Origin of the sequence: Oceanobacillus zhaokaii (genome assembly GCF_003352005.1) — a bacterium.
Taxonomy (GTDB): domain Bacteria; phylum Bacillota; class Bacilli; order Bacillales; family Amphibacillaceae; genus Oceanobacillus; species Oceanobacillus zhaokaii.
The window spans coordinates 3,699,400-3,719,565 of the sequence record NZ_CP024848.1; the positions used below are offsets into that span (position 1 = coordinate 3,699,400).

Annotated in this window: 17 protein-coding genes; 5 read left to right on the forward strand and 12 right to left on the reverse strand. The window is 37.4% G+C overall.

The features are described 5' to 3' along the window. Position 1 precedes the first annotated feature (1 nt). From opp3C to CUC15_RS18080, 3 genes are all read right to left on the reverse strand, one after another. Entirely contained in the window at positions 2-1,156 is a 1,155-nt protein-coding gene (opp3C, locus tag CUC15_RS18070; RefSeq protein WP_114918009.1) for an oligopeptide ABC transporter permease, read from the reverse strand. Position 1,157: 1 nt separating this feature from the next. Then, entirely contained in the window at positions 1,158-2,087 is a 930-nt protein-coding gene (gene opp3b, locus CUC15_RS18075; protein WP_114918010.1) for an oligopeptide ABC transporter permease, read from the reverse strand. Positions 2,088-2,248: 161 nt separating this feature from the next. Beyond that, the gene (locus CUC15_RS18080) at positions 2,249-3,955 is read right to left on the reverse strand and encodes a peptide ABC transporter substrate-binding protein (RefSeq protein WP_114918011.1); all 1,707 of its coding nucleotides are present in this window, start codon (positions 3,953-3,955) and stop codon (positions 2,249-2,251) included. Between the two features lie 295 nt (positions 3,956-4,250). Between CUC15_RS18080 and CUC15_RS18085 the strand changes: the two genes are divergently transcribed. After that, positions 4,251-4,613, forward strand: a complete 363-nt coding sequence (locus CUC15_RS18085; protein ID WP_114918012.1) for a DUF3899 domain-containing protein — start codon at positions 4,251-4,253, stop codon at positions 4,611-4,613. 348 nt (positions 4,614-4,961) lie between these two features. Here the strand turns inward: CUC15_RS18085 and CUC15_RS18090 are convergent, their stop codons facing one another. Next, a complete protein-coding gene (locus CUC15_RS18090) occupies positions 4,962-5,996 on the reverse strand; it encodes an NAD(P)H-dependent flavin oxidoreductase (protein ID WP_114918013.1) in 1,035 nt (344 codons plus the stop codon). A 209-nt stretch (positions 5,997-6,205) separates the two neighbouring features. Here CUC15_RS18090 and CUC15_RS18095 point away from each other — a divergent pair, with 209 nt between their 5' ends. Next, positions 6,206-7,492, forward strand: coding sequence for a hypothetical protein (locus CUC15_RS18095; protein WP_114918014.1), 1,287 nt, complete (start codon positions 6,206-6,208; stop codon positions 7,490-7,492). A 104-nt stretch (positions 7,493-7,596) separates the two neighbouring features. Here CUC15_RS18095 and CUC15_RS18100 read toward each other — a convergent pair whose 3' ends face one another. From CUC15_RS18100 to CUC15_RS18130, 8 genes are all read right to left on the reverse strand, one after another. Then, complete coding sequence (locus CUC15_RS18100; RefSeq protein WP_114918015.1) at positions 7,597-10,773, reverse strand: DEAD/DEAH box helicase; 3,177 nt, start codon at positions 10,771-10,773, stop codon at positions 7,597-7,599. Positions 10,774-11,291: 518 nt separating this feature from the next. Next, positions 11,292-12,515, reverse strand: a complete 1,224-nt coding sequence (locus CUC15_RS18105) for an ABC transporter permease (RefSeq protein WP_114918016.1) — start codon at positions 12,513-12,515, stop codon at positions 11,292-11,294. Then, positions 12,508-13,194 carry an ABC transporter ATP-binding protein gene (locus CUC15_RS18110; protein ID WP_114918017.1) on the reverse strand — a complete coding sequence of 229 codons (687 nt, stop codon included), beginning with the start codon at positions 13,192-13,194 and terminating at the stop codon, positions 12,508-12,510. The genes CUC15_RS18105 and CUC15_RS18110 overlap by 8 nt, the downstream gene beginning before the upstream one ends. Continuing rightward, positions 13,172-14,467: an efflux RND transporter periplasmic adaptor subunit gene (locus tag CUC15_RS18115; RefSeq protein ID WP_114918018.1), complete on the reverse strand. Its 1,296-nt coding sequence runs from the start codon at positions 14,465-14,467 to the stop codon at positions 13,172-13,174. The genes CUC15_RS18110 and CUC15_RS18115 overlap by 23 nt, the downstream gene beginning before the upstream one ends. A 233-nt stretch (positions 14,468-14,700) precedes the next feature. After that, positions 14,701-15,888 carry an MFS transporter gene (locus CUC15_RS18120; protein WP_114918019.1) on the reverse strand — a complete coding sequence of 396 codons (1,188 nt, stop codon included), beginning with the start codon at positions 15,886-15,888 and terminating at the stop codon, positions 14,701-14,703. Positions 15,889-16,218: 330 nt separating this feature from the next. Continuing rightward, positions 16,219-16,317 carry a putative holin-like toxin gene (locus CUC15_RS20555; protein ID WP_242985900.1) on the reverse strand — a complete coding sequence of 33 codons (99 nt, stop codon included), beginning with the start codon at positions 16,315-16,317 and terminating at the stop codon, positions 16,219-16,221. Between the two features lie 117 nt (positions 16,318-16,434). Further along, entirely contained in the window at positions 16,435-17,049 is a 615-nt protein-coding gene (locus CUC15_RS18125; RefSeq protein WP_114918020.1) for a superoxide dismutase family protein, read from the reverse strand. A 175-nt stretch (positions 17,050-17,224) separates the two neighbouring features. Beyond that, the gene (locus tag CUC15_RS18130) at positions 17,225-17,746 is read right to left on the reverse strand and encodes a DoxX family protein (protein ID WP_114918021.1); all 522 of its coding nucleotides are present in this window, start codon (positions 17,744-17,746) and stop codon (positions 17,225-17,227) included. A 418-nt stretch (positions 17,747-18,164) separates the two neighbouring features. Between CUC15_RS18130 and CUC15_RS18135 the strand changes: the two genes are divergently transcribed. From CUC15_RS18135 to CUC15_RS18145, 3 genes are read left to right on the forward strand one after another with little or no spacing between them, the layout of a single operon-like run. Next, on the forward strand, positions 18,165-18,887 hold the full coding sequence (locus CUC15_RS18135) for a hypothetical protein (RefSeq protein ID WP_114918022.1): 723 nt from the start codon (positions 18,165-18,167) through the stop codon (positions 18,885-18,887). A gap of 30 nt (positions 18,888-18,917) precedes the next feature. Then, positions 18,918-19,310: a GntR family transcriptional regulator gene (locus CUC15_RS18140; protein WP_114918023.1), complete on the forward strand. Its 393-nt coding sequence runs from the start codon at positions 18,918-18,920 to the stop codon at positions 19,308-19,310. 3 nt (positions 19,311-19,313) lie between these two features. Next, a complete protein-coding gene (locus tag CUC15_RS18145) occupies positions 19,314-20,165 on the forward strand; it encodes an ATP-binding cassette domain-containing protein (protein ID WP_114918024.1) in 852 nt (283 codons plus the stop codon). The last annotated feature ends 1 nt before the right edge of the window (position 20,166 follow it).

Genomic DNA, 20,166 nt, shown 5'->3' on the forward strand with positions numbered 1-20,166 from the left:
CTTATTTATGCATTTTCGGATCAAACGCATCACGTAATCCGTCCCCAATTAGATTGAATGCAATCATAATTAACGAAATCAAGACTGCTGGGTACACTAATAAATATGGATATAATCTCAAATTATCAAAACCTGCATTAATCAATGAACCGAGTGATGCATCTGGAGGAACAATACCTAGACCAATAAAGCTCAAGAATGCTTCAAAGAAGATTGCATCGGGAATTGTAAACATCGTATTGATGATTATAATCCCACTAATATTTGGCAATAAATGTTTCATTATTACTTTGCCATTTGTTTGACCCAAGGTTCGTGCTGCAAGAACAAATTCTTGGTTTTTAAGTTTTAATACTTCACCACGGACAATCCGTGCCATCCCTGTCCATCCTGTAATAGAGAGGGCGACGACAATCGACGTTATCCCAGGCTGGAGGACGAGCATCATTAATAGAATGACGACGAGGTTCGGTATCCCGACAAGAATCTCGACGATTCGCATCATGACGTTATCGACTTTCCCACCATAAAATCCGGCAATACCACCGTAAGCAACACCTACTACAAGTCCGATGACCGCTGCAACAAATGCAATGATCAATGAAACTCTAGTACCTTCCCATAGACGTGTCCATTGATCACGACCGAGTGTATCCGTTCCTAACCAGAAATACTCGTCAGACATGTCTTTCGCATCGTAGATATGATAAGTCGCATTAACAACTGCAGAGTTTCTGCTGCCGTCGCCTTCATCAACAACTTCTATATCTATAAAATCTTCATTATTATCATAACGTGCAATAGCATTTGCAGTCGCCGCTTCAACATCATTACCGCGGTACTTTCCACTTAACGTTCCATCAAAACCAAGCCAAGAAATATTTTCTAAGACGGGTACATGTGGAGGCATCTTCGCTCTCATTAAATCCTGATCGTCAGAACCATGTTCATTCATAGACGGTCCAAAAATACTCATAAGGATAACGATAATGATTAAAACTACACTAACTACTGCTAATTTATTTTTGAAAAAGGCTCTTCTAGCATCCTGCATAAAAGTTCTGCTCGGACCAGAAATCTTTTCACTAGTATCTTCTTTTCGTACTAATGGAACGAGCAGTTCCTTTGGTATCTTATTTTGATCGTTTGTAGCCATATTAACTATTACCTCCCGAAACTCTTATTCTAGGATCTATTAATCCGTAAAGGAGGTCAATTACTAAAATAATTACAACAAATAAGAAAGCAAATAACAAGGTTGTCCCCATAATTGTTGGATAATCATTTACGAGAACTGACGTGACAAACTGTTCTCCAATTCCAGGTATAGCAAAAATTTGTTCAATAACCATCGACCCTGTCAGCATACTTACTGCCATTGGTCCAATAACCGTAATTAACGGAATTAACCCATTACGTAATCCATGTTTAAATACAACTCCAGCTTCTCCAATTCCCTTCGCACGAGCGGTAAGAATAAAGTTGGAATTTAATACTTCCACCATTTCCGTTCGAATAAACCGGGCAGCTGTAGCCATCGGGAATATCATTAATGCAATGGTTGGCAGGATTGAATATTCAAATCCTCCCCATAATGCAACAGGGAACCATTCTAATTGAACTGCAAATACGTATTGCAGAAGTCCTGCAAAAACAAAGTTGGGGATGGAGGATCCTAACACAGCGATTACTGTTGAGGTATAATCGATAGCACCGTTACGGAATACTGCTGCAATTAATCCCAAGATTATTCCTAGAAAAGATCCGATCAACAATGATTGAAGACCTAATTGTAGTGAAGGACCCATACGATCCACTAATATTTTTGTTACTGGTGTGTTATCAAAAGCAAAGGAAATTCCTAGATCACCTTGTGCTAATCCACCAAGATACTTCAAATATTGCACAGGTACAGGGTCATTTAAGCCGTATTTTTCTAATACGATTGCTTTTTGTTGTTCACTAAGTTTATCTTCAGCATTTAACGGGCTACCAGGTAGCATTTTCATAAGGAAGAATGAAACAGTAGCGATAATGAATAGCGTAATTAACATATAGAATAACCGTCGTAATATATAGCGGAACATACCAGCACCTCCTAGATTCAAATTAAATTCATAAGGAACACAAAATGTTCAATATTATAAGATATTTTTCTCACAATGGAACAAGAGAGTTATGACTCTTTTGGAGGCAAACTCTCTTGTCAATTATTGATTAGCTTATTCGATTAGCAAAAATCAAACAATTATTCAGCGGAACCAACACTAGCCCATTTATATTCATATGTTGGGCCAAATGGGTTTACAATAACACCCTCTACTTTTGGTGACTGTAGCTGTGCTACTGCTTTTTGATAAATTGGTGCAATTGCTGCATCTTCAAATAAAATCTTTTCAGCTTCTAAGAAGTTTTCATATCTTGCTACATTATCTGTTGCAAGTTCTGTTGTTGTTGCATTGATTAATTCATCGTATTCAGGATTTGAATAACCCATCTTATTATTTTCACCATCTGTCAAGAATAAGTTCAAGAAAGTGTATGGATCAAGGAAGTCTGGTCCCCATCCTGAAATTAGAAGATCGTAATCCATTGCTGTATCTAAATCAAGACGTTGTTCAAATGGAACGTTTTTCAATGTTACTTTCAAACCAGGCAGATTTGTAGATAATTGGTTAGCTAAATATTCACCCATTACTTTAGCACTTTCACCATCATCACCAAGTAACTCAAGTTCTACTGTATCTGTTCCAAGCTCTTCAAGACCTTTTTCCCAGTATTCTTGTGCTTTTTCAACATCATATGTTACAAGATCGCCACTAACTTCACGGAAGTCCTTACCAGCATCTGGTGAGCCCTCTGGCAAGCGTGAAAAGTCAGCAGGAATAATTCCATTTGCAACGAGTGATCCATTATTTAGAATTTCATTAACAATCGCTTCTTTATTAAATGCTCTGCTGATTGCAGCACGGATATTTTTGTTAGCAAGTGCTTCGTTTCTAGTTTGATTCATTTTCAAATAGAATATTGATGTTTGTGGTTCAACTGTATAATCTTCATGTGTAGCATATTGGTCAACAAGATCAGATGATAATGGAGCACGGTCTACTGTACCTGCTTCATATAGATCGACACCTGTTTGTGGTTTTTTAACTACTTCATAAGTCATTTTATCTAACTGTACTGTTTCAGCATCCCAGTATTCTTCATTTTTCACAAGATTCCATGAGTTGCTTGTACTCTCCCAGTCTTCTAAAACATATGGTCCATTAGCTAATAATGTGTCAGAACTTGTAGCAAATTTATTGCCTTGTTCTTCAACAAATTTTTGGTTCAATGGTAAGAATGTACCAAATGTTGTTAATGACTCAAAATATGCTGTTGGGTTTTCTAATTCAACAACTAATGTGAAGTCACCATCTGCTTTAACACCTAAGTCTTCAACTGGTGCTTCACCTGTGCTTACAGCTGTAGCATTTTTGATAACACCGCTCATCATGTATGGACCGTATTCTGATCCAGTTTCAGGATTCACTGCACGTTGCCATGCATATACAAAGTCATGCGCTGTTACTGGGTCACCATTGGACCATACTGCGTCTTCACGCAATGTGAATGTCCATGTAAGACCATCTTCACTTACTTCATGATCTTTTGCAATACCTTCAACAGGTTGTGCATTTTCACCTAGACGATATAAACCTTCCATTGTTGCTCCTAAGAACTGGAAGCCATATTCATCTGTTGCTAACGAAGGGTCCATAGATGGAATTTGATCCCCATTAACAAAATTAAGTACATTTTCTCCTTCTGTTGCTGTATCTTCTGTACCTGTTGCTCCTTGTTCTGCGTTGTCAGATGATTCTTTTGTACCACCATCTCCTCCGCCACAGGCAACCAGGACACTTAATAATAAACCAAAGGCAAGTAATAATGCCCAATTTTTAAGCTTCATATTTCTTTGACCTCCCTATAGTTGTTTTTTTCTGAAAATTCAAGATAAAGAAGCTATTCATTTACTTGTAATGAGAATTATATCGTTATTCCAATAAGAATGCAAAGTTTTTTTACAATATAGTATAATTTCTGCTAACTTCTGTCGAACAATGTCGCTATAACTGTGGCTTTAGCCTCATTTTGGAAATATTTGTTAAATCGTTTTATTCAACTTTTTTATTTGATTATGATATACTATCGTTCGTTACAGCTACTTTGACGATAAAATTATTAGAATTATAGGTGGAACTAACATGAGAGATAAACAGTATCTATATCTTGTCCTAAATTTAATTATTACCTCACTCTTATTCCTCTTTTTTTCTGATCAGTATAATATCACCAATTTTATCAATACGTTATTTTATATTTCTCTTCTCTACATTATTATCGGATTGTTTCTGTATATAAAACGAGGTGGCTTCTTTGATGGAATTACATTTGGTTTTAGAAGGTTTTGGAGCGTGATGTCGAGGCATCCCGATTATCTAGAGGAATGGAAGGAGAAGCCTTTACCTTCGGAGAGCAAGAATGAGAAATTCTACCGTTTTATAAAATTTCAAGGAATTGCCTTATTTATTATTTTGGTAGTTTTGTTGGTTATCTATTATTTATAAGAAAACAAAATAGTGAGGAGGGCTCACAGGCCTACCGCTCCGGAAATACACTACGCTTTCCGCGGGTGGCTGGTGAGCCTCCTCGCACTAACGCACTTCGCAGTCTCACCTAGGCCATTCCTCCCGCAGGAGTCTCCGTGTATTTCCTCCGCCAGGATTGTAGTATTACAATCAATTAACTAAGTCTTTAAAAAATGAGATGGCAACACCTCCTTTTAACCGATGACCAGAGCGTAAATCAACATTACATATACAACGCAATTTATTTAAAAACCAAACGATAATAATGAGCAGAGCTATTAAAGAGCCCCCACTATAACAAAATAGTGGGGGCTCTTCACTTAGCGGTTAAGTTAATTTAGCGATAATTTCTTCGACTGTCTCTTCTTTTTTGAGTGCCCCTACGCCTTGGCCAGCAAATAGTGCCTGCACGTTGGCAATTGCAAACTCACTACCCGCTGCCCGAATATCCTTTGTTAATTCATTTTGAATTGGAAATGGTAAAACTTCAATTTTGCTTTCTTCTACTTTTTGTACGAAAGAATTATGTATCAATCTAGCCGGCCTTCCAGTGAACGATCTTGTGATAACCGTGTCGTCCATTTCTGCTTTTATTATTGCTCTTCGATAAGAAGGATTCGTACCCGCTTCCTTCGCCATAAGAAATACAGTTCCTAATTGCACTCCAGCTGCACCCATTTGGATTAGTGCATCAATCTGCTCTTTCCTATATATTCCCCCTGCAGCAACTATGGGAATATTTATTTGATCGATAAACGACTGCACTAGCGTTATCAAACCTATATCACTGCCGTTGGGATTGTTAACGGTATCAAAGGTACCTCGATGTCCTCCTGCTTCATATCCTTGTGCAACAACAAGGTCATACCCTGCATCTTCCAGTTGCTTTGCTTCATTTAAATTCGTTGCCATACCAATCAGTTTTACATTATTATCTTTAAGCCGCTCAATTAATACCGAAGACAAACTGCCAAATGCCGTGCTGACTACTGGAACATTCTCTTGAATAATGATATATATTTTTTCTTGTAAGTAATCATTCACTTTTACTAGGTCATTGCCAGAATCTATTTCAAGGGTGGTCCTAATGGTATTCAAAAACGCTTGCATTTCCTGAATGTCTTCTGTGAATACCTCTAAGTTTGCAGCAAATAAGTTTACTGCAAAGGGTTTGTTAGTCAAGCTTTTTACTCCTCGAATCGCTTCTTTTAACGAAGAAGCGCTTAGATAACCAGCACCAATTGTTCCTAAAGCCCCTTCGTTCGAAACTGCTGCGACCAATTCAGGAGTTGTAATGCCTCCAGCCATCCCTGCCTGAATAATTGGTATTTCAACATTCATAATCTCCGATAACTTGTTCACGTTACTACCTCCCCATAAAACGAATCTTTCCACTCCTTCAATCATATCATAACGTCTGCGAACTGTAGGAATTGAGCTTATTTTCCTATAATTCAAATTCATTTCTTGACAATAGTAAGAAAATTCAATATGATAGTATGAATTATTTAATAATTGTAAAAGCGTTCGTTGAATACATGCATTATTTACGGTAAAGGAGCAGAGCTGAGATGAGTATTAAAATCGCAATGTTTGGTAGAACAGAGATAATAACAAGGTCAAAAACAATCGCAGAAAATAGTCAAAATATCGCAATTATTCCTTTTCGCTATGAAGAAGAAGAAGAAGTACTGGAGTTGATTGAAAAAGCATTCATGTGTGATATATACATATTTACAGAACCTATTTCCTATTTATATGTAAAAGAGAAAGTGGAGAAAAAACGTTTACCAGTGGTACGGGTGGAGTTCGATGAACATACGATAATATCATCTGTACATTATTTAATGATGCATTCTCCACATATCACCAATCGACTTTCAATAGATATTATTGAAGGAACAAATATTAATTCTATGCTTCAAGAGTTAAATATTGACAGTAAGAACGCATATCAATACACCTACCAAAAAGATACTATCGTCGATTTAGATGCCATCATCGATCATCATGTAAGTCTGTGGAGCGATGGGATAATTAATCATGTACTAACCTCGAGCAATGAAGTGAAAGAAAGACTCCATTTATTAGGTATACCAGTCAGCATGATGCATATTCCTTCTAAAAATATTGAACAAGCAATTAACATAGCAGCATCTATGATTCGTTTTAATAAGAAAACAAGTTCACAAGTCGTCATTGGCTATGCCGCTATCAAAAATTCTGTACAAACAATTCATGAGGACGACGTCGTTCAAATCGAGATAAACAAGATAAAAGAAGCATTCTCTCGTTTTGCAAGTAAAACCAATGCAGCTGTTTTTGCGACGTGCAATAATCAGGTTACAATCGTTGGTACGAAAAGCTTGCTAGACTATTTAACTAAACACTATCGTGATTTCCCTATATTTCATGAATTGACTAATGAATTACAATTGCCTATTAATATTGGCTTTGGACTTGGATTATCACCAGAGCAAGCTGAAAATAATGCACAATTAGCTTTAAAGGCCTGCAATTTAGAGAAGAAAAGCATTAGTTATATTATGAATGAAAGACAGGAATTAATTGGGCCGATAGGAGTTACAAAACATGTCGATACATCCAAGCTATATCAAGCACTCATTCATAAAGCTAGATTAAATAATGAATTATCCTATAACTTTATTGAATTCATTACAAACCGCAATAATGAACCATTTTCTTCAAATGATATTGCCGTTTTCTATAAAGTTACGAAACGAAGTGCAGAACGAACAGTCAATAAACTTCTTACAGGTGAGGTCATCAGAGTCTCCGGGGAAGAAAGACCATACTTAAAAGGACGACCAAGAAAGCTCTTTACCTTGAATCAATAGTTTTATGAAAGTCTCATCTCAGATTGGTTAGTTTAATTGTTATTACTGAAAGCAAACACGTAATGAAAAAACCGATACATGGCACAAGGCCATGTATCGGTTTTTTAGATACTCAATAGTTCTCGCACATCCGCTTCACTTAAGGAAGACAACATTGTTTCCCCTGGCTGGATTACTTGATCGATAAGCTCACGTTTCTTTTGCTGCAACTCATAAATCTTCTCTTCAATTGTCCCTTCTGTTACGAGACGAATAACCTGCACAACGTTCTTTTGACCAAATCGATGGGCACGACCTGTTGCTTGATCCTCAACCGCGGGATTCCACCATAAATCATAAAGAATAACGGTGTCCGCACCAGTGAGATTCAGTCCCGTCCCACCAGCCTTTAATGAAATAAGGAAAATATTCTTCTCCCCATTATTAAAGCGTTCACTCATGTCAACTCGATCCTTAGCCGGAGTTGATCCATTTAGATAGAAGTAGTCAATCCCCTCGTTTGCCAAGCGCTCAATAATAAGTTCATGCATACTTGTAAACTGCGAGAAAATCAGCATTCGTTTGCCATTTTCAAGTGCGGTCTTTACCGTATCCATCAATTGCTCGAGCTTGCTCGATCCCCCTTGGTAATTCTCAATAAATAAAGAGGGATGACAACAAATTTGACGCAAGCGAGTTAAGCCAGCTAATATTTTCATCCTGTTTCTATTAAATCCACTTTCCTGCATCGATTGTGCGGCCTCTTGTTGCACTTGACGTAAGTAACCGACATATAAATCCTTTTGATCATTCGTCAGCTCTGACACACTAACCGACTCTATCTTCTCTGGCAGCTCTTTTAGAACATCCTTTTTCAAGCGTCGTAAAATAAATGGTCTCGTTAGCATCGCAATTTTTTCGTTTGATAATTGTTTAAAGTCTCGCTGATTTGGCATTAGTCCAGGTAAAATAACTTGGAAAATTGCCCACAGCTCATCAATTGTATTCTCAATCGGTGTCCCACTTAATGCGAAACGACGTGTTGCTTTAATTTCCCGCATTGCCTTAGATGTCTTTGTTGCATAATTCTTGATAAATTGTGCTTCATCCAAAATAAACGATTGGAAGGTTAATTCACGATAAATATCAATATCCTGGCGCAATGTTGCATAGGAAGTGATCCATACATCCATGTCCATGCTCTCCGCAATTTTTTGATGGCGCTCAGCGGGCTGCCCTGTTAAAATAGCCACTTTTAAATCGGGAACAAATTTCTCAAATTCATTTTTCCAGTTGTAAACAACCGAGGATGGTGCAACAATAAGATGCGGCCAGCCATTTTCACTTGGTTCTGAAGCAATGTAGGCAATACTTTGCAACGTTTTACCTAACCCCATATCATCTGCTAGAATTCCTCCTAAGTGATAATGACTTAATGATTTATACCACTGGAATCCCGTCATTTGATAATTCCGAAGTGACGCATTCAGATTATCTGGCAGTTCATAGACCTGTTCCTCAGGCGCTCGCAGATGATGTAATAGTTGGCGAAAGGATGGATCATAATTCTTTTTCGTATCAATTAATTCATCTAATTGTGTACCTCGATAAACAGGAACTTGAACATTCCCATCATGTAAATCTCGTTTCTTAATGTCCATATCTTGGAAAAATCGTTGCATAGAAGCAAATTCTTCCCCTTCTAAAGACATTAGCGCCCCGCTTTGTAAACGATAATAACGTTTTTTCTCAATTACTGCATCAAGAATTTTATTAATCTCTGAATCATCTACGCCATCAATATTAAAGCCAATCTCCAGTAAATTAGTAGCCGATTCCAATCGCACACTCGTACTAGGTGCTGGATCATTTTCTACTATTAGATGATGAATTTCTGCTGTCATGAACAGCTCCACATAGTCATCGAGAAGTGGCATCACATAATAAAGAAAATCATACATTTCCTCTTCATCTGCTTCGATATAAAGATCCTTGCCATTATAGTGAAAATTAGCATGCTCGATTAACTGCATGATTTGCTGTTCCTTTTCCACATCTCGAATAATAATGACATCCCCCTGCTTGCGCCCACTGAAGGGATCGATTAGATGGCTTCCATAATGATATTCCAGCTTACCGATAATCCAGTCTTCCTTCACCTCTAAATATAGCTTCGCTTTAAGTGGAACCTGAACAATCTCTTCTGTTACCTTTTCTGATGCTTCGACTTTACCAATTCTTCTCAATGAAGGTATAACCTCTGACATAAAAATGTCGGCTTGTTTTTTTGTGATCGGTAATCGCAAGTCCTCCATACCAAAACGGGAGACCTCTTCAACGATTGGAAGCTGTTCTTTTTGCGGAAAATAAAATATTCCTTGATGGAATAACATTTCATATTCCTTAAAATAAGTTGCATCCTTAACCTCATCCATCTGCAACATCAACTCATCATTTTCACTTTTCGTTAATAAAAACTGAAAAGGCAGAGTTTCTTTTTCAATGGCAATGTGGCGATAAAGATGTCCGTATGATTCCACCGTAAAATCCCGTTCAATCAGCTTTTGAAGTAATGATTCAGCTATAAGCGGCGGCACAATTATCGACCGTTTATCACTAACATTCCGCTGAAAGTGGTAACTATCATAGCCATTATATATTTTCTCATTATTTCTAATCGAATACAGCATTTCAAAGATTTCCAAATCCTGCTGCAGGAAATAATGAGATTCTGGATTATAAGTGAATTTCTTCGTAAAGAAATGCTCATTTCCTTGTAATATATTTTCTAAAAAGTCATAGGCGTCCTTCACTACATAACAGTGCTTCTCTCCAGCCTTCAATTCTATTAATAAATTTCTGTCATAGGACCATTTGCAGTAATATTCAACTTGCATTGCTGCTTTCTCTGGCAGTATGTCGGTTGTCATATTTTGAGTACGTAGTGAACTGAGTGCTTGGATGAAACGATTTGTTTGTTGATAATCATAGTTTGCAAATCCAGGAGTTTTATTTGACTCTTTGTTCGCAATGCCTATTAGTGTAGCGGCAATATGCTTACATGATCCAAATGTATCAAATGCTGGACAGTCGCAAAATGTATCAATTGAACCGTTCGCGTAATCCTTCATGTCTATTTCTACAAAATAATTCTCAGATCCTTGAACAGTCGCCGTCCAGACCTGATTATTTATATCATATAAAAGATTATTCACCTTTTTTCGATTAAAATATTCTAAACCGCGCTTATATATAATAGATGGAAATAATTTCTGGATATTCATTTCACTAAGTTTTTTCAAAATACTAGTAACCTACCTTCTATTACTTCTTATCTCTATTGTAAATGACATACTTTTGTTTTTGAAACGATTTACCTTATCCATAACTACAAGGATAGGTTTTCTAATACTATATTATACATCATTTTGGAGAATGATTCTTGGGGATTGTAGTTCATTAAGGAAAACAAGTTTGTCACTATTTATATAAACTGCAAACTACTCTAGGGCAAAGGTTACTCACAGGCCACTCGCTTCGAAAATACACTTCGCTTTCCGCGGGGGGCTGGTGAGCCTTCCTCCCGCAGGAGTCTTCGTGTATTTTCTCCGCTGAATTTGTGCAATCTTACAATTTCAGAGCGATAAACACACTAATATCACCATTGCACTACGGTGTGAAACTATCCTCGTGCCGCAATCAACATTGCCTAATTCGCAATCTAAATCAACTGCCAATAATCAAAAGTAACAAACCTTTAGAAGGCGAAACCGCGCCGTGAAAGGGAAAAACGGAATGGATATTCCCCATTCCGTTTTTATCAATCATGTCGTAATGCTTCGACTGGTTGTAGTTTTGATGCTCTAATTGATGGAAGTAGTCCAAAGATTATTCCAATCAACATTGAGAAAACAAACGAACCAACGACGGCTGGTATCGATACGAAAAATGGCATGTTGGCAAACTCAGATACAATTTTGGCAATACCGATACCTAAGAGGATCCCAACAATTCCACCTAAACTTGTCAGCACAATCGATTCTGTCAAAAACTGTGCTAAAATGACATGCCGCTTAGCACCGAGCGCTTTCTTTATACCGATTTCCTGTGTACGTTCTGTTACGGAAACGAGCATAATATTCATTACGCCGATTCCACCAACGAGCAAGGAAATACTTGCAATTCCACCGAGGATGAAGGCAAAGATACGATTGTACTCTCCCATTTCTTCCATCATTCGTTCAAAATCAGCTACCTGATAGATTGCTGTATCAAATGGTGGCAAGTCTTCATTTAGCCGACCCGCTATAGATGTCCCAACCTCTTGTATTGCATCTGAGGAATCTGCTTGAACCGCAACCTGCATTGGCGCATCAAAGCCATTAATGATTGGCCAGATTGTCTTCGGCAAATAGATTATCGGTTCCTCATAGTACCATTCATTATCCTTTTCCCCATTATTATTCGTAAACACACCAACTACCCGAAATGGTGTGCCAGATATATCGAGGCTTTGATTTAGTGCGTCTCCTTCTGGAAACAGCTCAGTAAGTACCATTTCGTTAATTAATGCCACTTGGCTGTATGACTCATAATCCTCTTCCGAGAAAGTTCTCCCTTCCACTATGGAAGCTTCAAACATGTCAAAATAACGCTCATCCACTCCATATATTCGTGGATGACTAATATTCATTAAATGATAGACTTCATTCCAGCCTTCATGATAAACAGACATGCCAGAAACATTAGGATACGTTAATATTTCTTCAATAGCCTCTTCTTTAATCGGTGGCGCAGCTTTATTGGAAACCTCACCACCATACATTCCTTCTTCACCATACATATCTGCTTCTTCATAAACGACATTAATTGTATTTTTACCCATACCAATTAAATTGCTTTTTAATTCTTCACTACCACCTTCAATAATCGCGAAGATGGCAATAACTGCCGCAATCCCAATAATAACACCAAGCATTGTAAGCACAGAACGGAGCTTATGATTCCAAATGGATTGAAATGATGCGCGAATGTTCTCAAGCACGAATCACGTCACTCCCTTCATCAATCAGCTCACCATCACGGATTAAAACAACTCGATCCGCTTTCCGAGCAACTTCCTTATCATGAGTAATTAGGATAATCGTTACCCCACTTGCATTAAGTTCTTGAAAAAGGGACAAAATTTGTTCTCCTGTTTTAGAATCGAGCGCTCCAGTAGGTTCATCGGCTAAAATAAATTTCGGTTCATTAATAAGCGCACGAGCAATTGCCACTCGCTGTCTTTGTCCACCTGACATCTTGGATGGACGGAAGTTTGCACGCTCCGCAAGTCCTACTCTTTCAAGCGCAGCTGCTGCTCTTTCTTTTCTCTCCCTTTTCTTCACCCCACTATAAATCAGTGGTAATTCAACATTTTGCTGAGCCGTTAACCTTGGTAATAGATGGAAGGTTTGAAAGACAAAGCCAATTGACCGATTGCGGATTTCCGCTAATTTGCCTTCTTTAAGCTTTAATATATCCATAGAATCAAGCACATAATCTCCTGTATTCGGACGATCAAGACAACCGATAATATTCATCAAGGATGTTTTCCCAGATCCAGACGGTCCCATAATCGCTAGGATTTCTCCTTCTTCAACATTTAGATTTATTTCACGAAGAATCGGGATTTCCTCTTTCCCTAACCGGTAAGACTTATTAATATTCTTCAGTTGTATCATAGTCAAGGACCTCAACCTTCTTTCCTTCCTCAATTGAAGTTGAAGGATCGGGGAACACAATCGAATCATCCATTGTTAAACCAGTAAGAATTTCCACCATATATCCGTCATCAGTTTCAGCAAATTCCACTTCCTGCTTGTACGTTTCATTTGTTTCTAAATTTACAGCCCATACAAAGGGCACTTCTTCATCTTGAACAATATAATCGATTGGGATCATAACTGCTCCTGTTGATGGTTCGGACTCAGAATTCCCTGTGATTGGTGCAAGGTTCACATGAAAGCCGATTTCAAGACCTTCATGTTCATTCAGCAAAACAGTAAATGGATACTTGGATGTTTGTGGATTGCCTTCTTCATAGTAATACATTTCCTGATTCATATCGCCTTCACCTTCACCTACCGGAAGTTTGCCAATCTCAGTAATTTCACCAATCCATTCCCCGTCTATTCCTTTTTTCGTCGATACTTGAACTTTGTCACCGACAGCAATCGTATCTAGTAATAATTCATTTACTTCACTTTTAATTAAATATGCACCTGTGGAAACGATTGTTAATAACGGACCGCTTGCACCTGACTCTTCTCCATATGGTGCACCAGCAAGTAAATCTTGATTAATCGTCTGAACAATACCTGGTCCTTTACTTACGACAACTGGAGATTTTTCTTCCTCTTTGAAAGCTTCAATTTCCTTCTGTACTTGGCCAGCTTGAAGGTTACTCATTCGTAAATCGAAAATAACCTGATCAAGTTCTTGCTGTAGTGTTTCTTTTTCATCTGCAAAGGAAATCTCTTCCCCTTCTTCTTCCGGTACTTCACTTGCAGTTGCTCCTGCATTTTTGATCTGCTTTTCCAATCGTTCCTTTTGCTTCTGCAAACGATTGATATCCATATAAGCCATTTCAAGTTCAATTTGTTTTTGATCTTTTTCGATTGAAAGGTCCTCTTCTGGCTCGTATTCAAATAATGTGGTCCCCTCTTCCACTGCATCACCTTCAGAGACAAACACCTCTTTAATAGTTCCTTCTGCAGGGTCGTAGTAGATTTTTTCCATTCTTTCCGCCTCGACTTTTCCAGAGAATGCTGCAAATGCACCCATATCCATTTCCATCCCCATAAAATCAGACACATTCTCTGCATACAACGGAAATTCCTCACTGCCAAATACCGGATTTGCTGTATTCATATTGTAAAAAATGAATCCCCCACCAACAATTAGCAATACTGCTAAGCCAATACCTACCCCAAGCCAAACCTTTCTTTTTTTCATCGTCTTTCTCCCCATTTATGTAATATTTTGTAATATCTCCATTATTATTCAACTATGAGTGAATTGCAATCTATTTTTACAAAAATATTACATTTATATTACATGGAGGAATCTAGCATTTCTTTCTGGTTATGATTGCTTTATGCTGGTGCTTTTATCCGATTATTTTTGCTAAATATTCTCCATTTGCTTAAAAAAAAACCAAGCAACGGCTGTTTGCTTGGATTCTCTTATTATTGTATTTGTCTCTTAGCTCTCCAGACCAGTCCTCCATATAATAATAAACATAGAAAGATAGAACCGGCAGAAGTTATATAAATAGAATGATAGCCAAATACCGCGAGCTGACCAAAGAGCATTGCACCAATTCCGATTCCTAAATCGAAAAAGGAGAAGAACGTAGCATTTGCCATGCCTTTTCGATTACTCGGCGCTTTTTCTACAGACCATGCCTGCAAAGCAGGCTGAACGATTCCGAAGCCAAGCCCGTATAATGTTGCTGCTAGAAGCAGGATAGGTGTATTTGGTAGCCAAGCTAATAGTAACATTGCAATAAAGATCAATGCAGCACCAGGCGGAAACACGTACAGATGCCCTTTTTTATCATAAATCTTCCCTGCAAAGGTTCTTGATAGCATTAAAAATAATGCATAGATAAGAAAGTAATAATGGATACCTGTAACACCTTTTTCAATTGCATAAAGCGGAAGAAATGTTGCAATTCCGCCAAAAGTAACCGTAATAAAAAATACAAGCATTGATGGCTGAAGTGCCGTTTTTTCAAAGATGTCGAACTTCACATGCGTCACTTTTGCTTCTGATTCATTCACTTTTTTATATTTAATTTTTGAAGCTAAAACAAATGAAATAAGTCCAAGTGCAGCACAGATTAAGAAGAGTTGCTTAAATGATATTATTCCTGCTAACGTTAGCCCGAGTGAAGGTCCAAGTGCAAGTGCAATATTTCCAGATAATCCAAAATACCCTAAACCTTCTCCACGACGGCTCGCTGGAATAATATCCGTTGCAATCGTTCCTCCCGCTGTTGTAGAAAATCCCCAGCCAATACCTTGGATAATTCTTAAAATAAATAAAAATACGATACTAGCAACAAAAGCAAAACCACCGACAGAAAGGACGAATATTGATAATCCTAGTAAATATACGAATCCTCTACCTTTCGATTCAAGCGCATGACCAGCATATGGTCTAAATAACAATGCCGAAAAGGTAAAGATTCCGACTACAAAGCCAATTAATTGATCGCTTCCACCCAGTTCCTTCACAAATAATGGGATGGTCGGTAAGGTCATTTGAAAGCCTAAAAATACGAAGAAATTTGCTAAACAAATAATCACAAAATCTCGTGACCAAATTTTCTCTTGTTGTACTTCAGTTTGCGCTCTTGATAGAGAATCCATATTTTCCTTCCTTTCCTTCACTATTAAATTCGTATTATACAGGAAAGAAATTCATTAGGAAATTAAAGCGCACTGTGTAATTTGGTAATTTATAATCGATTTCATTCATCAAAGAGCATGGATATTCAATTATCATGTTTTTATAAAGCAATTTACCTATAGATGTTACAAGTTCACGAGAACATGGTATACTGGAACTAGAAGAGTAATATAATAAAAAGGACTAGCTACAACTAGTCCCTTAGAATAAGCGGTTCCCCTAGAGAGGGATCGGCTACTCTAATGTGAATAGACGCTCCCTAAAGACTTTGGAAGGCTAATAGGGAGGGTCTATTTTTTGATCATCGAAATAATCAAAGCGAGTAACGCAATTAACAATGTACCGAAACTTCCAAGTACCATCATTACTTCATACATTCCCACAGGCATCACCCCCAAACTTTAAAAAGGGTTAGCCGACCCGTCCCTAAAAGAACGTTATCTATTTTGATTATAGCATATCTATACTAAAAATAGAACATACATTCTATTTTTATATTCCTAATTCTATAATTTTTCACCGATAACCCCACAAGCGATTCTCTCTCCTGCATCTCCAGCAGGCTGGGAGATATAGTCATCAGCCTTCTCATGTATCATCAATGCCGTTCCCTGTTCAGTCAATAATGTGTTTTTACCTTGTGGATTTAATGTAACCATATCTGCTAGAACTTCTATTTTAACTGTTCCATCTTCCATTACCTCAATATTTTTTAAATCACCTGCATGTGGCCCAAGCGGATCTTTGAATCCGTGATGTGCTCCTGTTGGGTTATAATGAGCCCCAGCTGATTTAAAATCTGGCGTCTCACATAATCCCACTTCATGTATGTGAAAACCATGAACACCTGGTGGAAGGTTCTTACCTTCAAGCGTAATCTTAACTCCATCATTACTTTCCGTTAATGTTGCTGTTGCTACAATTTCCCCATCTGTATTTTTTAAAGATACAGGGACTTCTGCCGCTGTTGAATTCGCATCTATTGCATCCTCTATATTTTCAGAAGCATTTCTACTTTGAACACCATTTCCGTTTTCTTGCTCCTTATCTTCGTTCATACTAAATATACTGAGCACAAATACAGTAATAAACATGACAGGAATTATTAACCAACGATTCATTTTATTCATCACCCTTCATATTGAATAGTAACTATCCTTTACGATTAAGAGGATGTTTAAACATATATCACTTCAGGTAGAAAAATTAATGTCGAATTTTAGCATCTATTTATTTTCTGCACATTAAAAAAGCTGACTTCTAGATTTCTCTAAAAGTCAGCTTTACTTAAACTATTTATGCGACTACAACTTCTTTTTTCACTTTTTCTTTTTCTTTTGCGATAGGTGTGTGGTTCTTTAAGATAGGAAGAACCCATCTGTCTAGACCGTAACGTCCTGCATTATAACCTGCAATGATTAGAAATACTGTGATTAGTACCATTTGTGCGTTTGTGCTTACTGTTCCACTGAATAAGAAAGCGAAGTTCATTGTAATACCCATTAATGCTGCAAAGTTTGTGAAAACACCTAAGATAAGTGCTGCGCCAACTAATATCTCACCCCACATAACTAGGAAGCTGAATAATCCAACGTTTGGTAATGCGACTGTTTCTAAAAATGTTCCCCACCAAGCTTGAACAGTTGCGCCTTCACCAGTAGAGTTAGCAATTGCTCCTTGAATAAATCCACTTGCATCAAATCCCCCACTAGTTACTTTTCCTAAACCACCCATTAACCATGTGTACCCGATGTAAATTCTTAAAATAGCTAATACTCCAGCGACAAATTTATTATTGCGAATAAATTCCATAATCATTCTAGCCATCTCCTTTAAATTTAGTTTTATTTTTGTTGTTCACTATTTCACAATATATTGTAAAGGTGTTTCTTACTACATTTATAGAATACCATGATTTCCAAATTTGAAAATATGATTGCTCACTAGTTCACAATTCGTTAACAAAGTTTTGTCGGAAATGTGAACGTGTAATTGCCCGTACAGTCCCATGATCATTTTATTGATTATTACATGCTCAATGACGCACATAAAACTCAAGGTTTTTCATTAATATATTGGAAATACAAACGGCCTTATTAGCTTGGGTACAAGAAATTCTGTAGCCAAACATCATAAAAGTATTTTTTCTGAAAATTAGTATTTACTTTTTTCATAACTGGTTATATACTGTTTATATAAACATACACAGCATAACGCTTAAAGGAGGCTATTAATTATGAAGGACTGGAAACAGGCTTATCAATTGGCTATGAATGAACTGCGAACATCTAAAATGAATTATATCGGTTCGATGTTTTTATATTTATTGATTTCCCTCTTTGTCTTAGTATTTGACGGCAAAGCAAAAATGATAGGCTGGACGATCAACGATATATTCCTGATTGTTATCTTCTGCTTTGCGCCGTATTATTTGAAGCCAAAAGAGTTCCAACTGCAAAAGGTAAGTGGAGAGCTTTGGGCCGTCCCATCCGTTGTGTGGCTAAAAACACTGCCAATTAAAGAGAACGTCATTATTTGGAGCAGGCTGATCATTTATTCATTCTATTCCCTGCCACCACAGATTATCCTGTTAGTTGCTTTATATACGATTTCACCAGATTATCGAGAATTAATGCCCCCGACTAATTACATTATTTTCTCCATTATTTGGCTGGCACTTGGTATTTCCATTGGATTTTCGATGGCTGCAAGTGATGTTGGCGACTTAATTAATCTAAAATCAATAAGTATCGCAATTATTACGATAATAGCAAGTATTGCCTTGTTCATTTTCATTTTCTACCGTTTACTAGATGATGGACTCGTTAAATGGACGATTTTCATTGCACAAGATTGGCCGGTTCTTTCGATTATCATTTCAATCATTGCAACAGTATTGAGCATCAAATATTGGCTCCATTATATGAAGAAACAAATGAAGAAATTAGATTATCTATAATGGATGTGCCAGCAGAAAGGAGGATTTATGATGGAGCTGCCGATACGTCTGTCAAAAGATTCTCGTGAGCCGATTTATCATCAAATAGAAAACCAGCTAAAAGCTCTAATTGCAGGTAATCACCTGCAGGCTGGGACACCGCTCCCATCCATCCGAGTATTGGCAAAGGATTTGGAGGTGAGTGTCATTACGATTCGCCGTGCATATCAAAATTTGGAATACCAAGGATTTATTCAAACATTGCAAGGTAAAGGAACTTTTGTAGCAGAAATTGAGAAAAAGTTAAAAAATAAAGTGAAAACGACATCCGTCTATGAAACCTTTGAGAAAGCAGTTGAAACTGCAATAAATTACGACTATACCATTGAAGAGATTGAGGAAATCTTCCAAGAAGTATTAGCAGCATGCAGGAAAGGAGATTAAAATATGAAAGCCTATGCGGAAATATCCCAACTGCAGAAAAATATAGATGATTTTCAGCTGGGTCCAATTGATTTAACAATCGAGCCAGAAACGATTACAGCACTAGTTGGCAATAATGGAACAGGAAAGAGCACGCTTCTGAAGCTAATGATGAATCTTGCTTCCCGTGATTCTGGCGATATTAAACTATTTAATACGTCTGTTAGTAATGGGAATGAAAGCTGGAAAAGAAATGTAGCATATCTGCCGCAAACCATTATTGGCATGGACGCTTATACAGGCAACACATTAAAAGCATTGATAGAAAGTCTCTACCCAAACTGGGATGATTCCCTATTTATTGAAATGATAAATCTGTTTGACGTCCCATTAAATAAGCGATTTGGCAAACTATCACAAGGTGTTCGGCAAAAATTAAATCTAGCCTTAACGGTTGCGCGTAATACACCATTATTAGTACTCGATGAACCAACAGCATTCATGGATATCCCTTCTAAAAAGTTTTTCATGGATATATTAGTTGATTGGATGGACAAAGGTGACCGTTCCATTATCATTACTAGTCATCAAGTAGAGGATATTAAGAAACTTTCCGATTACTTATTCGTACTACGTAATGGGAAAGCGATTGGAAATTTTGAGAAAGAAGCATTGACAGAGAACTACAAGCGTTACTGGCTGAATGGTTTGTTGCCAAATACTGCCATTCCCGGAGAAGTTTCCCGTGCCAACCTGCAGATTATCTCCAATAAGCCAGAGAAAACAGAGGTATTTTTACAAAAAAATAACATTGGTTGGATTGACAGAAAATCACTTGAACTGGAAGAAATTATTACGCTGCTTTTAACAACATAGT